General features: G+C 39.8%; 12 protein-coding genes. 8 read left to right on the forward strand and 4 right to left on the reverse strand.

Annotation, left to right across the window (positions count from 1 at the left end):
* Positions 1 to 35 precede the first annotated feature (35 nt).
* From MHH44_RS02080 to MHH44_RS02095, 4 genes are all read right to left on the reverse strand, one after another.
* Complete coding sequence (locus MHH44_RS02080) at positions 36 to 1,199, reverse strand: MFS transporter (RefSeq protein WP_014824922.1); 1,164 nt, start codon at positions 1,197 to 1,199, stop codon at positions 36 to 38.
* Between the two features lie 111 nt (positions 1,200 to 1,310).
* Entirely contained in the window at positions 1,311 to 2,144 is an 834-nt protein-coding gene (locus MHH44_RS02085) for a MerR family transcriptional regulator (RefSeq protein WP_340797653.1), read from the reverse strand.
* A gap of 119 nt (positions 2,145 to 2,263) precedes the next feature.
* Positions 2,264 to 3,448 (reverse strand): YbfB/YjiJ family MFS transporter, encoded by a 1,185-nt coding sequence (locus MHH44_RS02090; RefSeq protein WP_340797654.1) that lies wholly within the window; start codon positions 3,446 to 3,448, stop codon positions 2,264 to 2,266.
* A 147-nt stretch (positions 3,449 to 3,595) separates the two neighbouring features.
* Complete coding sequence (locus tag MHH44_RS02095; RefSeq protein ID WP_008406185.1) at positions 3,596 to 4,870, reverse strand: L-lactate MFS transporter; 1,275 nt, start codon at positions 4,868 to 4,870, stop codon at positions 3,596 to 3,598.
* 809 nt (positions 4,871 to 5,679) lie between these two features.
* Between MHH44_RS02095 and MHH44_RS02100 the strand changes: the two genes are divergently transcribed.
* From MHH44_RS02100 to MHH44_RS02135, 8 genes are all read left to right on the forward strand, one after another.
* Positions 5,680 to 6,291: a flavin reductase family protein gene (locus MHH44_RS02100; protein WP_008406186.1), complete on the forward strand. Its 612-nt coding sequence runs from the start codon at positions 5,680 to 5,682 to the stop codon at positions 6,289 to 6,291.
* Positions 6,292 to 6,533: 242 nt separating this feature from the next.
* Positions 6,534 to 7,646, forward strand: coding sequence for a mandelate racemase/muconate lactonizing enzyme family protein (locus MHH44_RS02105; RefSeq protein WP_445683034.1), 1,113 nt, complete (start codon positions 6,534 to 6,536; stop codon positions 7,644 to 7,646).
* Positions 7,647 to 8,324 (forward strand): GNAT family N-acetyltransferase, encoded by a 678-nt coding sequence (locus MHH44_RS02110; RefSeq protein ID WP_340797655.1) that lies wholly within the window; start codon positions 7,647 to 7,649, stop codon positions 8,322 to 8,324.
* A gap of 472 nt (positions 8,325 to 8,796) precedes the next feature.
* Positions 8,797 to 8,979, forward strand: a complete 183-nt coding sequence (locus MHH44_RS02115; protein ID WP_340797656.1) for an amino acid transporter — start codon at positions 8,797 to 8,799, stop codon at positions 8,977 to 8,979.
* A 165-nt stretch (positions 8,980 to 9,144) separates the two neighbouring features.
* A complete protein-coding gene (locus MHH44_RS02120; RefSeq protein WP_340797657.1) occupies positions 9,145 to 12,276 on the forward strand; it encodes a BTAD domain-containing putative transcriptional regulator in 3,132 nt (1,043 codons plus the stop codon).
* A 526-nt stretch (positions 12,277 to 12,802) separates the two neighbouring features.
* Positions 12,803 to 14,056: a substrate-binding domain-containing protein gene (locus tag MHH44_RS02125; RefSeq protein ID WP_340797658.1), complete on the forward strand. Its 1,254-nt coding sequence runs from the start codon at positions 12,803 to 12,805 to the stop codon at positions 14,054 to 14,056.
* Between the two features lie 94 nt (positions 14,057 to 14,150).
* Entirely contained in the window at positions 14,151 to 14,909 is a 759-nt protein-coding gene (locus MHH44_RS02130) for an ABC transporter ATP-binding protein (protein ID WP_340797659.1), read from the forward strand.
* Positions 14,902 to 15,609 carry an ABC transporter ATP-binding protein gene (locus MHH44_RS02135; RefSeq protein WP_340797660.1) on the forward strand — a complete coding sequence of 236 codons (708 nt, stop codon included), beginning with the start codon at positions 14,902 to 14,904 and terminating at the stop codon, positions 15,607 to 15,609. Before MHH44_RS02130 ends, MHH44_RS02135 begins: the two co-directional genes overlap by 8 nt.
* The last annotated feature ends 3 nt before the right edge of the window (positions 15,610 to 15,612 follow it).

The raw sequence follows: 15,612 nt of genomic DNA on the forward strand, positions 1-15,612 counted from the left end.
AAAACAGATAAATCCATTGCAAAAGACAGAAAAAATTACATATACGATGCAGGTTTCTTCCAAATTAATGTTAACAGAATACCGAAGAAGATGACAACCGTTGCAAAGTAATATGGATAGTTAATATCTATATCGAATAACATCCCGCCTAAAATCGGCCCGAAAATATTCGCCAAACTTGTAAACATCGAGTTCATCCCGCCGACGAAACCTTGCTCATTGCCGGCAATTTTAGATAAATAGCTCGTAACGGCAGGACGGAATAAGTCAAAGCCGACAAATACGATACATGTTACGAGTAAAATAGCAAAATATGAACTGACAACGGTCATTAAAAATACTAGAACGCCCGATAATATTAAGCTGTAGCGAATAAGCTTAATTTCTCCCCATTTTTGGGCCAGCCTGTCAAACAGCGCAACTTGTGCAATCGCGCCGACAATTGCTCCACCTGTAATAACGATTGCGATATCTGTGGGAGTGAAACTGAATTTATGATCGACAAACAGGCTAAAGAACGATTCGAATGCTGCGAGTCCAAATGATGCGACAAAAATTAAAATAAAGGCGATCAAGTACATTGGTTCTAAAATGCGTTTAAATCCGGATGTTTGTACCGGTGCATTTTCTACATTTACCATATTGCGTTCTGGTTCACGCAGTAAAATAATAGATAAGATTGCTGCCGTTGTACCGAGCGCCCCTGCAAAGTAGAACGGCACACGTGTACCGAAATCAGCTAAAAATCCACCGATGCCCGGCCCGATAATGAAACCGGTACTAATTGCCGCACTCATGTAGCCAAGCGCTTTTGGACGCGTTTCCATTGTTGTAATATCCGCGATAAACGCTGTTACAGCTGGCATGATAAACGCCGCACTGATTCCGCCTAAAACACGGGAGATAAAAAGAACTTCTATCGTTTTCCCTAAACCGAACAGAAATTCTGAAATACCGAAAATAAATAATCCGATGACAATCATAATTTTACGTCCATATTTATCAACTGCTTTACCAGCGAGTGGTGAAACAATCAGTTGTGCAATTGCGAATGCTGCTGTTAAATAGCCGACAACGGTGCCGCTTATTTGCAGTTCATTCATTAGAGTAGGAAGTACCGGGATGACTAAACCGATTCCTAGAAAGGCGATGAACAGGTTTAATAATAGTAACCCTAATGTTATTTTATAGTCTTTCATTGTTATTGCTCCTTATTACGTTGTGAAAAATCGTTAATCCGCACTATCTAACATAAACCCTACAGTAGCTATAGAGTCAATAGAACTGTTTAAAGTATTTGTAAAAATTAGTTAGAGCAGCTTAACTTTTAATTCCACGATGAACTGGTCTTCTCCATTTGGAGAATAGTTTAGAGGCATAAAAATTTCATAGACAACCGGTAAAACTTGTAATTGATGTTCTTCTATATAATGATAAAGCTTTTGGTATTGTGTTAAATACGCGTCCGGTTCAAAAATGAACGCAATGCATACATAGCGTCCGGCAGGTATTGTTTTCACGTCCATATCGGTTGTTAAATGCGTAATATACCGGTCTGTAATGAGCGGTGTGAAAACATGACTGTAATGCAGTTCATCCAGGCTGTCGTATTGCTGGTAAGGAAAAATGCACCCATACCGATTGCTCAGCAAGCTGTTTTCGACTTCCAGTGTTTTAATTAATGAGCTGTAGTACGTGTTTGGAATATAGTACGGTGTCAGTTCATTTGTTTTAATTGATAAAATACGGACCGATTCTTCATTTTTGAAATAGACCGTATCCATTACATCGATTGCCAGCTGTTCTTCCATTTGCCTTTTTGTTTTATATAAAGACTGCTGAATTTCGTACATGCGATTCATTTGCTGTTCAATGACACTTTCCTGCTGCTTCAAAAAGGAGAGAAGTTCAGCAGGGGTAAACTGCTGCGCTGCTTTAATTTCCTCCAATGAGACACCGATATACTTCAATGATTTGATAATATCCAAATGATAAAATTGTGAGTCTTTGTAGTAGCGGTAATTTGTTTTAGGATCGACATAGGAAGGTTTGAATAAGCCGATCTGATCGTAGTAGCGTAACGTTTGGATAGAGATATTCGTCAGTTTGGAAACCTCGCCAATTGAATAATGTTTTTCTTCCATAGGATGTCCTCCGAAGTACAATGTTATCGGTATCGTAACATTAATGGGGGATAGGGGTAAATTATTTTGGAAAACCGAAAAAATCACATCTCCATAATTTCATGAGATGTGATTGAGGTTCAATGTTTTATATCCGCAGCTAAATGAACAGGGCTTTTCCTGCTGTAGAAATACCCGACGAGTAACAGTACAAGCGCGAGTGTAACTGTACCTCCTGCAAACAGCAGGGGGGCTTTAAACGTGCGGAAGTGAGTTTCCAGACGAGACGCAATAACCGGCCCGATAATTTGTCCGATCGCATAAAACGTAGTCAGTATTGATACGATATAGTTGCTTTGCTTTGGAAACAGCTGCCTAGCATAAGCGGTCGACATCGTTACGAGTCCCACAAACGTAAAACCAAATGACATCGCCGACAATAGTACGCTCCATGCCGATTGCGATAGAACCGGAAGCAAAATGCCGATAATTTGCATTGAATAGGCAAGACTCATCATGGAAACTGTTGAAAAACGGGACATGCATTTCATCCAAATCGGTGCAGATGGAATGGCTGCTAAACCGGCTAGTACCCAACTATATCCGGCATAGGCTCGTAATGATTCGATATTATAAATGATGTCTACTAAAAAAGTGCCTGTAATAATATAGCCGAGTCCTTCCAATCCATATGCAATGATCAACCATGGCATAAACCCGCGCCAAATGTTGTTGTCCGCTGACTTTGGTTCCTTTATGTGATTCTTGACATTTAAATGCCGCCATAAAAATATCGTCGTCGCCAAAAATAAGACGGATAATGCGCCAAGTCCAAGCCAGGATCCTTGCCAGTTAAAGCTCGCTTCAAAGAATGGCACGAAAAGTCCTGATAATGCGATTCCAAATCCAACCCCGCTAAACAAGTAGCCGCTCCAGCGTGTTAATAAATTTGCCGCTAAATAATCCATTACAATACTTGATGTAAGTACAAATATAAAACCGCTCGTTAATCCGGCGATAAAGCGCAAAAGTATCCATATTAAATAGGACTCAATCAATCCCATCAAAAGTATTGAAAAGACATTTATGAATACGTTCAATAATAGAAAATTCTTTTTCGACCGATTAACAAACCCTGCCCCTAAAGCTCCGATGAAGTATCCGATATAATTGCTGGAAGCGAGCCAACCGCCTTGTGTAAAAGATAAATTTTCATCAACACGCATGAACGGTAAAATCGGCGTGAAGGCAAAGCGGCTAATCCCCATTGCAACCGCTAAAAATAAAATACCTCCTAAAATGATACTGAAATGTTGACGGTTCATGAACATCCCCCCTGGAAAAAAATCCCTTACAGTAATTGTAACATTCTTAAATTCAAGAGTAATAGAGAAAATACCCGCAGAAATAAGAGAAAAAAGAAAAGAGATGAACCGAAAGTTGATACTTCCGTTTCATCTCTATAGAACCCCTTATGAATGAACAGGTTCTCCCTGTTTCCCTTTGTGTTTTGTACTTGCTTCTTCTTTTGCGCGTTGTTTTTTCATTTTGTTGACATTCGAGCGCATTAATAAAGAAATTCCTAATGAAATTGCAATTAAGAAACTGAATAAGTAAAACAATGGTACATAGCTATTTGCAGCTTCATAAACAGTTGATGCGATTAGTGGACCGAAAATCCCACCAAGTGACCAAGTTGTTAATAAATATCCGTGGATAACACCAAGTTGTTTCGTACCGAATAAATCACTTGCAAATGCTGGTAAATTCGAGAAACCACCGCCATAACAACTAACTACTAAGAATATGAACAATTGTAATAGAATGGCGTTAGTAGTGAATGGTAGTGTAATAAAGGCAATTAATTGAATCGTGAAGAAAATAACGAATACGTTAGAACGTCCGATATAATCTGATCCAGCTGCCCAAAGTAAGCGGCCACCACCATTAAATAAGCCCATTAATCCAACCATTGCTGCAGCTGCAGCTACAGATAAACCTGCAATTTCCTGCGCCATTGGAGAAGCAACAGAAATCAACATTAAACCAGATGTAACATTAATTAAATGCATTGCCCAAAGCATCCAGAACTGCTTTGTACGAACAGCTTCACGAGCAGACATTTGTGCAATTTCAGTTGTTTTTGCTTTTCCTGATGCAACGGCTTCTTCTACTTCGCCCGGTTTAGGCGGAGCAATATAAAGTGCACCAATCATCATTAATACAAAATAGCTAATACCTAAAATAAAGTAAGTGTTTGAAATACCGAAAGACTCCATTAAGTTTACAGCTACCGGCGCGGTAATTAATGCACCAGACCCGAATCCTAATACTGCCATACCTGTCGCCAGACCTCGACGATTCGGGAACCATTTAACAAGTGTAGATACTGGAGCGATATAACCAATACCCATCCCAAGTCCACTTAACAGTCCGTAAGTCAACCAATATAAAACAACCGAATCCATAGCGATTGCAATCCCTGCGCCACCTTGACCTAAACCGAATAGTACCGCTGCAACCATCGCTGCTCTTTTCGGACCTAATTTTTCTACTGTACTACCAAATAGTGCGGCAGCAAAACCTGCTAACCCCATCATAATTGTAAACGCGATTGTAATTTGCGATGCATCCCACCCAAGCTCTTCAGCAATTGGATTTTTATACACGCTATATGCATAAGCTCCACCGATTGAAAGGTGAATAGCGATTGCTGATGCAGCAATTAACCAACGATTCTTTTTCAAAAAATTTCCCCCTCACACGAAAATAAATATCGGTTATACGACATTTCTCTACTTGAAGTAGTTATGTCTAAAGTATGAACGTCCATGTACATTAACTTAACATTAACTTATTATGTTGTGCAAGTAGAATTTCACAAAATATATTATCTCGAAAAAACATATATTTCTCTTTTGGGTAATAAAATTGTACTTAAGGCAATTATTTTTTGATGGTAAAAATGCGCTTTAACGTTGATAAATCAAGGTTTTGCCGGTGGTGAAGTATTAGTTTAATATAGCAATATGTTAAGGATAGGATAATATTGTAAACTGTAATAAATTCTATTTAAATAACTAAAAATACTTAGTTGTGCAAGTAATTTCTCTTAAATGTTCGAAATGGATTAACGGAAAATACTTTTGAACTCATAATATAACAGTTACTAATACACATAAAAGAACTCATAAATAGCTTTATACACTGATAAATCAACGTTTTTGCTAAATTTTTTAATCTAAATAGCCCTGTTTTTATACTTTCCTTATAGAATGGCGAAACTGTTTATAACAGTTAGTTGAATAGGAAATTTTTGAAGTTTCGCTGAAGAATTTTGATTGAAAAAGAAAAATATCAAGGAGGAGGTAGAGGGATTTTGTTTCAATAACCTTGAAAAAGCCTATTAAAACAGCCTTTAAATCACACAAAATATGGAACGAATTAAATATGTATAAAAGTATTTGTCCTAAATTAAAATGCAGAAAAACTATTTGACGTGTTGCAATCAGTTCTCTAAAGTCAAATTAGTGATAAGAAAAGAGGCGAGTTTTTTATGAAGAAAATTGATCCAAAACAAATATCAGAACGTGAAAATTATAAATTTCTGATAGGTTCCATCATTCCAAGACCAATTGCCTTTGTTACATCGATATCTGAAGATGGGGTTGTGAACGCGGCGCCATTTAGTTTTTTCAATATCGTTTCTTCAAATCCTCCGATGATTTCGGTAAGTATCCAACGGAAAAAAGGGGAGCCAAAAGATACAGCAAGAAATATTCGTGCAAAAGAGCAATTTGTTGTCCATATTGTCGATACTGAAAATGTAGAACAAGTAAATAAAACAGCTGCAAACTTGCCACCGGATGAAAGTGAGATAGCAGTTGCAGGTCTGTCATTAGTAAAGAGTGAAAAAATCGATGTTCCGGGTGTAAAGGAAGCGAAAGTCCGACTGGAATGTGTCCTTGAAAAAGCGCTGGAACTTGGCGGCGATGATGAAAATGCAGGTTGTGACCTGATCGTCGGAAAAGTCGTTTACTATCATATAGAAGAAAGTCTGTACGAGGATGGTCGAATTGATCCAAAAGGTCTTGGTGCAATTAGCCGTCTTGCGGGAAATGACTATGCAAAAATCGGTGAGCAATTTACAATCGAGCGCCCGCTTTAAATAAAGTGAAACTTCGATCAGTGGGATTTTTCATCCCCACTGATTGGAAGGAATACAAGCTTAAACCGTCACGTCCTGTGACAACGCTTGTGTGACCAACATCATGTTGGCCCGAACCAATTGGGCTTTTACGGGTAGTTGATCTCCCGTCAAGATGTGGGAGTCTTGCCTCTGCCGCTACGCTAAGCTTTCGAGGCAGATAAATTACTATCCATTAATGCGGGATAAAGGAGAAAAATCAAATGATACAAATTAAAACAATTGAATTATTTAATATCGAATTACCATTAATTGAACCATTTATCGTGAGCTACGGGACATATCCGAACATGCCGTCTATTATTGTAAAGATAACATCACAATGCGGTTTAGTCGGATGGGGCGAAGCAGTGCCGGACGAACATGTGACGGGTGAAACACTGGAAGGTACTTACGCTGTATTGAAACATACATTAGCACCGGCAATGATCGGGGAAAACCCGATGAACTTTGAAAAAATCCATGCCAAAATGGACGCGCTCATCTACAGTGCACCGGCTGCGAAAGCGGCAATTGATATCGCTTGCTTTGATTTGGCGGGGAAAAAACTTGGTGTACCTGCCTATCAATTGACTGGCGGGCGTTATTATGAAAAGTTCCCGATTACACATGTATTAAGCATCGGAACACCTGAAAAGATGGCAAATGAAGCGGCAGAACGTGTAGAAATGGGATACAACTCATTCAAAATGAAAGTCGGACGCGATGTAGCGAGTGATGTTGCCCGCATAAAAGCAGTGCGTGAACGTGTTGGAAAGGAAATTGCGATTCGTGTTGATGTCAACCAAGGCTGGGTAAACAGTTCAACAACGATGCAAGCAGTTCGTGAACTGGAACAATTGAATATCGACTGGCTGGAACAACCGGTACGTGCGGATGATATTGATGGCATGGTTGAAATTAAATCCAAAACATCAATTCCTGTCATGATTGATGAAGGTTTACGCGGTGTGCGTGAAATGCGCGAAATTATTGCAAAGCGTGCAGCGGACAAGGTAAATATTAAGTTAATGAAATGCGGAGGAATGTATCCTGCGATGAAGCTAGCACATATGGCGGAAATGGCAGGGATTGAATGCCAAATCGGTTCAATGGTCGAGTCTTCAGTCGGTTCGGCGGCAGGTTTCCATGTTGCCTTTTCAAATAAAGTATTTACGAGTGTGGAATTAACTGGACCGTTAAAATTCTCAAAAGATATCGGAAACCTTCAATATAATGTCCCGTATATTCAGTTGAATGAACTTGCAGGTTTAGGTGTCGATATTGACGAAGCGGTTTTAGCGGAATTAACACGTGACCATTGTGTGGTGCAGTAAATGATTGCGACAGGATTTTTAGGGAATGAACGATATGTCGTGCAGGTATTGAACGAAACACATATTCCGGAGTTAACCGTTTTGCAGCAGGAAGTGGTCGATGCACTGCCGAACAAAGCAATATTGCAGCCTCTCGATAATGAAGAGTTGAGCTTTATTTTAAGTGGGAACGGACTTATGATCGGGGTGTTCGTTGAAGGGAAATTAATCGCTTTTCGAGCACTGCTGGAGCCAATGATTGATGAAGAACATTTAGGCTATGATATTGGTTTGAAAACTGAGAAGGAACTGCGAAAAGTGCTTTATCAGGAAATCTCCAATGTTCATCCAGATTATCGGGGTCATGGCCTGCAGCGTACAATGGCTGAAATCATTATGCAGCAAGTGGATGAATCGAAGTTTCATACCGTTTGTGCAACGGTTATGCCGGGCAATATTGCGAGCTTAAAGGATAAGTTTTCGCAACATATGCATATTGCAGCATTGAAACTGAAGTATGGCGGGAAATTGCGCTATGTATTTATGAAGTCACTTCCTTATAAAGAGCATAAGTGGGCTGAAGAGCAATTTGTCCCAATGGATAATACGGTAGCACAGCAGCAACTTCTGAAATCAGGCTTTATCGGTATATCGATGAGAGCGGATGGGCCGGACTGGCTTATTCAATATGTAAAATAATAAAGGATGTGGCGATAATCAGTTATTCGCCACATCCTTTATCGATTTAATCCCGTCCATGTCGTTTGAATACTCCTTTAAACATCATTATCGTCAAAGCAGTCTAGATCATAGCAATCACTGTTATCTTCGTATAGGTAAGATACGTCATTTTCGTCGGATGCAATGTAAGTATAGTTTGGCATGTGTATCAGCTCCTTTTCATAATTATAAAATATTCAGAAAATTAAGTAAAGTACTTTTTTAAGGCGCATGAACTTAGAAAAATAGCGGTAAATACCGATAAATCTATATTTGCAGGCATTGGTTTCGCTTTCATTTCTCTAAAATCACTATTTATTAACATGGTTTTCATACAGATTTTCATACATAAATAGCTGAGTGGTTTACTCGTAAATCTCATAGCGGTAATACTTTTTGAAACTTTCTTTACTGACGAGTAGTACATAATAAAAGAGAGGAAGTGATTTTGGTGGAGAAAAAACCGTTCAATGATGCCGATGAGCATTTTCAAAAGCATGTGGGTACCCCTAGTTCTAATAATATGAAGCAAATGCCTAAACCTATTCGAATAATTGGTTATTTTTTCTTCGGCTTTATGGCAATCGCAGCTACTTTAATAATTGTATTAATTCTTTTGGACAAAATTCTCTAGTTTGGAATAGAGGATTTTTTCTTTTCTTAAATAGTTATACTATTCAACATGAATTATTAATATACTATATATTAGTCGTGTTTTATATAAATCCTGTATTTTAAAGAATAATTTTCTGCTTTATGTTAATATATTTGTAAATTAATTCTAAATGGGGTGGAAAGCATGGAGCAACATATTTTTGTTTCGAAACTGATACCTCCAACACCAGTCAATAACTATTTAAGAAGAGCAAAATTAATGAAAAAGCTTTCGGATTGGCCGCATGCAAAGTGTACCATTTTACATAGTAGCGCAGGTTACGGGAAAACATCGCTTATGAGTCAATTTTTAAATGATCAAAAGACAAAATCCTCCTGGTATCAGATTACGCCGGATGATGACTCAATATTTCCGTTTTTGCGTCATTTTATCTATAGTATTCAACAGCATTTCCCGTCGTTCGGCGATAAATTAAAAGGATGGGATGAGACGTTAAAGTTTCACAATATGGAAGAATTACTGCAGCTTTCAAAACAAATTGCAAATGAGCTGCACGATATAAAAGAGCCTTTCTTAATTGTGATGGACGACTATCACCATGTGTCACATGTATTTCCGATCAACTACATTATGAATCAGCTGCTTCAATTTTTGCCTGCCAACCTTCATATCATTGTCGCCACGAGAAAAATGCCTGAGTGGAGCTGTTTGTTGACGCTTCGCATGAATAATCAGCTGATAGAATGTTTAGAACCGGAATTTACTTTTGCAGAAGAAGATGTTCAATATTTATTTGAAGCATTTTTTGACCGGCAACTAACGAATGAACAAAGCGAATTTATTATGCAAATGACGGAAGGCTGGGCAATGGCGATCATGCTGCTTGGCTATAAAGCGAAATATAGTCAGGAACAGCTAATCGATATAGCAGAAGGATCGGTCGGGAATTTTTTTGCATATCTTTCCGCGGAAGTATTCGATAAGCTGGATGAGCAACTGCGGCTTCAGCTTTTAAAGCTGGGCATCCATCAAGTGATTTCCCTTGATGTCATTACGGAACTATACGGAGTGGAATGGATCCAGCAAGTAAAGCCGAAGTTGGATGAGCTTGCGTTTATAACGCCATTGGCAGGAGGAACAAAATACCGGTTCCATGCACTGTTCCAACAGTTTCTGCAGCAGCGGCTGAGCGAATACTATCCGGATCTGCATGAGGAATCTCATGAACAGGCAGCCCGGTATTATGCCAATCAAAATTTAGGTGTATTAGCTGTCACACATGCAACCCAGCTGAAAAATAACCGGTACTATATCGAGTTACTGCTGCAATTTTCACCGCAGTTTATTGAAGCAGGGCAATTTGAATTTTTACTGGAACGGCTGAAAGACTTTGCGATGGAAGAGAAACCGTATCAGCTTTTATATTATGAAGGGGAATGCCAGCGTTACCGTGCACAATATGAACGGGCAAAAAATGCGTACAATGAATGCTTTATAAAAGCGCAGCTGCAGCAGGACCGGTTGTTTTTAATGCGCTCACAGTTTGGGCTTGCCAATATTTATTTGGATACCCTTCAGCCTGTTTTTGCGGAACATCATCTGCAGCAGGCAATTAGTTTATTGAACGAAGTAGATGTGAGTAATACAGAACGTCATCTTATTAATAGTTTATATACCGAAAATCTGATTAATTTAGGAAAAGCGGGGGAGGCATTGCGCTGGAGCCAGTCGCAAAACCTGGAGTTAAGCATTAATAATATTGATGCGCGTCTTTATTTGCGCCACGGTCAGCTGGAAAAAGCGAAAGAGCTGCTGAATGCGCGTGTGTCAAAACCGTTCCAATGGGAAGAAGCGCATCGCACGACCGATTTACTGCTCGTCTTGATCGATGTGTTAATGGGTGAGAATACGAAGGCATATAGCCGAATTATTGAGGGTGGAAAAGAAGCGCTCGTTGATATGCCGTATACACTTGCCCTGACAAAGCTGCGTAAAGGGCTGGCGCTGCTTAACATGGAGATGAAAGATTTTGAACGTGCAAAAGGCTGTTTTGATGAGACACTTGATCTCCTCAATCTTATTCACGTAAAGCGTATTACTGCCGAGTGTTATATGGGACTAATTTTGTATCACCGCGATAATGTGTATGAGGCGAAGCGCCATGCACAAATTGGACTGAGGGAAACGAATAAAGTACAGGATTTCTGGATGTCGGCGTTGCTGTTGACGGCATTGACGAAAGTTCTGGCAGAAAACAGCCATTTTGAAGAAGCGGTCGATACTGCAAAACAGGCATTATCCTATTATGAGCGCAGTGAGGATACGTACGGTCAGATGATATGTTTCTTTTGGCTGGCGTATTGTTTTGTTAATTTAAATAATCAGCAAGATGCGTTAACATATTATCGTCGTTTTTGGGATTTATGTGTAAATGATTATCCGTTTTTTATGGAGAAGAAAACCCTTTTCGGACCGCGTTATTTAATTGTATTTGTTCAACTCGCGAAACAGTTGCAGCAGGAGATGCTCGTATTTAACCAGTTAAATATAAATGCCGCACCAAGTACGGAGCTATCATTGACGCTATTTGGTCCTGTACAAGTCTATCGTGAGCATGAAATGATTCAAGATAAAGAGTGGAAGCGTTTGAAAGCGAAGGAACTATTTTTCTATTTATATATTCATCGCGAGCAGTTTGTATCACGCCAGCAAATTTGCGACGCGATTTGGCAGCAGGATGAAGAAGCGATGCAACGGGATTTTAAAGTTGTTTTTAACGCGATGTTAAAAACGTTGGAGCCGAAAAGATCGGCGCGTGAGGAAAGCAATTTTATTAAACGCCATCAGCATTTATATAAATTGGAAGATCGCTGGATTCATAGTGATGTTGCTTATTTTACGTATTATGTCCAGCGCGGATTTGAAGAAAAGACAGCAAAGCTTTCAAATGAATGGCTGAAGCTGGCGATGCGGCTTGTAGAAGGACCATTTTGTTCTGACATGGAACGGGATTGGCTGGAACCTTTTCAGGCGCATTACAATGAAAAAATCTTGCTCATTTTGGAACGGGTCGCACAAAATTACATTCGCCTGCAGCAGTTTGAAAAGGTGATTCGGTGGGCAGACCGAATTATTGCTCTTGATGACGGTCATGAAGAAGGCTACCGGCTGTTGATGCTTGCCCATTACTATTTAGGGAACCGCCGGGAAGCGATCAAACATTATGAACGCTGTGTAGATGTGCTGGACGACCAATATAAAATTACACCGATGGAACCAACCGAGCGACTGTATGAGCTTGTATTGAAAATGTGAATAGATTGATTGAGCGCTATGTTGAAGATGTATTTCAGCATAGCTTTTTTTATTGGAGTACAGTGGGGGCTGAAGAGCGTTTTATTAGAACAAATGAGTGAGTTATTAGAGGAAGTTATTGCTTTATTAGAAGAAATGTGGCGGATATTAGATGTTGGTTGAAATTGAACTGAAAAGAGGAATGGATTGCCGGTAGTTGGGGTGGAAAAAAGCTTTGCCGTAATTTTATTAGAACAATTGAACTGCTTATTAGAAGAAGTCGGTGTGATATTAGAAGATTAAGAACCTTTATTAGCTCAATGCGCAGTGATATTAGAACAACCGCACGATATATTAGAAAATCGGCATTTTATTAGAACAAATTTACTTTTATTAGCACAAAACAAATTTTATTAGAACTTTTTGCACGGTAATTCGCGCTGCCATTCCCCTCATCCCCCCGAATGTAACTCATTTGTAACTTCGCGATGTTACATTACGAATAAGCAGATAGCTATGCTGAAAATTTTGCTAGGAGGGACATTGAATGAAAAAGCGTTTATGGTTAATTTTCGCGGTATTATCGATTTTCTTATTGGTTGCATGTAACAGTGATTCAACAGACGGCGATGATTCATCAACTACAAATTCAGCTGAGCAAGGTGAGAGCGGGACAACAGAAACAGCTGCATCCTCAACTCCGATTAAAGTCGGTGTACTTGCATCGTTAACGGGAGCTCTTGAATCATACGGTAAGCAAACGAAAAACGGATTCGAGTTAGGTCTTGAATATGCGACGGACGGCACGATGGAAGTGGAAGGACGTAAAATCGAAATCGTTTGGGAAGATACAGAAACGAAACCGGAAGTAGCCGTTCAAAAGGCAACGAAGCTACTAGAAGATGACGCGGTTGATTTTTTAGTTGGTTCATCAAGTTCAGGTGACACATTGGCAGTACTTCCACTAGCAGAAGAATACGAGAAAATTATGATTGTAGAACCAGCAGTAGCAGACAGTATTACAGGTTCAGAATTTAATCCGTACATTTTCAGAACGGCACGTAACTCTTCACAGGATGCTTATGCAGCGGCAGCCGCAATCGCTGGTGAAGGTGTAAAAATTGCAACGTTCGCACCGGACTATTCATTCGGTTGGGATGGTGTATCGGCATTTAAGGCAGCAGCTGAAGGATTAGGTGCTGAAATTGTGTTGGAAGAATATGCAGACCCGGCTGCAACAGACTTTACATCTAACTTGCAAAAAATTATTGATGCAAAACCGGACTTTTTATTCGTTGTATGGGCAGGGGCAAACTCTCCTTGGAACCAGATTGCGGATTTAAAACTGCAAGAAAAAGGCATTAAAATTTCAACTGGTGCACCGGACATTATTGCACTTCAATTTATGGAGCCGTTAGTAGGAATGGAAGGATTCTCTGTATACCACCATACACTACCGAAAAATGAAGTGAATGATTGGTTAGTAGAAGAACATAAGGCACGATTCAATGGTGAAGTGCCGGATCTATTTACACCGGGCGGATTTACAGCGGCTGTTGCGATTGTAGAAGCGCTGAAAAAATCAGGCGGGGATGCGGACGGAAATACGTTGATTCCATTAATGGAAGGTATGTCATTTGAAACACCGAAAGGAACGATGACATTCCGTGAAGAGGATCACCAGGCATTACAGGCGATGTACGCAATCCGCCTTGAAAAAGTAGCGGAATTTGATTATCCGGTACCAGTATTACTGCGTGAATTACTTCCGGAAGAAACAGAACCTCCTATTTTAAACTAGTAAATAAGTGAGGCTGTCTAAAAAGTGTTGAGCTTTCAAGACAGCCTTTTGCTATAAGGATCGCCATGTAAATGAAAAACGAGAGGGTGAGATGATGGAACCGCTTTTAAAAACGAACAATTTATCGATTAAATTCGGCGAGCATAAAGCAGTGGACAGTATTAATTTTGAAATGACAGCAAAGCAGTTTAAGTCCATTATTGGGCCAAATGGTGCGGGAAAAACAACTTTCTTCAATTTAATTAGCGGCGAGCTGGAGCCTACTGAAGGAGATGTCTTTTTTAAAGGCCAATCACTTCGAAAAAAGTCATCTGTGGATCGGACACGATTAGGCATTGGAAGATCATTTCAAATAACAAATGTGTTCCCGAATTTAACCGTGTTGGAAAATGTGCGCCTTGCCGTGCAATCGAAACGAAAAGTGCGCTTTCATATGCTCAATCATTTTTTGAAATACAAAGAAATTACGAATGAAGCGATTGAAATTTTGGAACAAGTGCTATTAACCGAAAAGATGCATCAGGTGGCGAATCAGCTTTCCCATGGCGAAAAAAGAAAACTGGAAATCGGGATGTTACTGGCACTTGATACTGAAATTTTATTGTTGGATGAGCCGACAGCCGGCATGTCATTGGAGGAAGTACCTGCAATATTGGATGTTATTCGTTCGATTAAAGAGCGCGGAGATAAAACGATTTTATTGATCGAGCACAAAATGGATATGATTATCGATTTGTCCGATTCGATTATGGTGCTGTTCAATGGAGCGCTGTTAGCTGACGGGTCACCTGAGGAAATTATGAACAATGAAACGGTACAACAAGCGTATTTAGGAGGCCTTGCGTATGAATAATATTTTAACGCTGGAGCGTGTGGAGACGTTTATTTCACAATATCACATTTTGCAAGGTATCAATTTTGAAGCGAAAGCAGGAGAAGTATCGGTTTTACTAGGGCGGAATGGCGCCGGGAAAACGACGACACTTCGCACGATTATGGGATTGACACCAGCATCGAAAGGAGCGATTCATTTCGACGGGAAAGATATTACTAAAATGACGCCTTATGATATTGCGAACAGTGGAATCGGCTATGTACCGGAAGATCAGGGGATTTTCGGCCAGCTGACTGTAGAGGAAAACATGAAAGTGGCAATTCGAAACGAAACGAATGCGACAATGCAAAAGCAGGCTTACATTTTAGAGTTATTCCCGGATTTGAAAAAGTTCTGGAAAAAGCAAGGGGGCAATCTATCGGGCGGTCAAAAGCAAATGCTTGCGATGGCAAGGGCCTTCGTCAACGACAGCAAGCTGCTGTTAATCGATGAACCTTCGAAAGGGCTTGCGCCAATTGTGATTGAGAAAGTGATGGAAGCCATTACTGAAATGAAAAAGCATACATCGATCGTACTTGTCGAACAGAACTTTATGATGGCGAGTAAAATCGGTGATACGTTCACATTGATTGATGACGGGCGAACAGTGCAATCAGGAGAAATGCAAGGTTTGATCGAAGACGAACAGCTGAAGCGTAAATATTTAGGAATCGGATAAGGA

This window comes from Solibacillus sp. FSL K6-1126 (assembly GCF_038003445.1).
GTDB classification, from domain to species: domain Bacteria; phylum Bacillota; class Bacilli; order Bacillales_A; family Planococcaceae; genus Solibacillus; species Solibacillus silvestris.

Bases quoted from the DNA above. Each gene is read 5' to 3' on its own strand.
- MHH44_RS02105 (WP_445683034.1), top strand. From the start codon at position 6,534: ATGATACAAATTAAAACAATTGAATTATTTAATATCGAATTACCATTA.
- MHH44_RS02120 (WP_340797657.1), top strand. From the start codon at position 9,145: ATGGAGCAACATATTTTTGTTTCGAAACTGATACCTCCAACACCAGTC.
- MHH44_RS02135 (WP_340797660.1), top strand. From the start codon at position 14,902: ATGAATAATATTTTAACGCTGGAGCGTGTGGAGACGTTTATTTCACAA.
- MHH44_RS02125 (WP_340797658.1), top strand. From the start codon at position 12,803: ATGAAAAAGCGTTTATGGTTAATTTTCGCGGTATTATCGATTTTCTTA.
- MHH44_RS02100 (WP_008406186.1), top strand. From the start codon at position 5,680: ATGAAGAAAATTGATCCAAAACAAATATCAGAACGTGAAAATTATAAA.
- MHH44_RS02110 (WP_340797655.1), top strand. From the start codon at position 7,647: ATGATTGCGACAGGATTTTTAGGGAATGAACGATATGTCGTGCAGGTA.
- MHH44_RS02080 (WP_014824922.1), bottom strand. From the start codon at position 1,199: ATGAAAGACTATAAAATAACATTAGGGTTACTATTATTAAACCTGTTC.
- MHH44_RS02085 (WP_340797653.1), bottom strand. From the start codon at position 2,144: ATGGAAGAAAAACATTATTCAATTGGCGAGGTTTCCAAACTGACGAAT.
- MHH44_RS02090 (WP_340797654.1), bottom strand. From the start codon at position 3,448: ATGAACCGTCAACATTTCAGTATCATTTTAGGAGGTATTTTATTTTTA.
- MHH44_RS02130 (WP_340797659.1), top strand. From the start codon at position 14,151: ATGGAACCGCTTTTAAAAACGAACAATTTATCGATTAAATTCGGCGAG.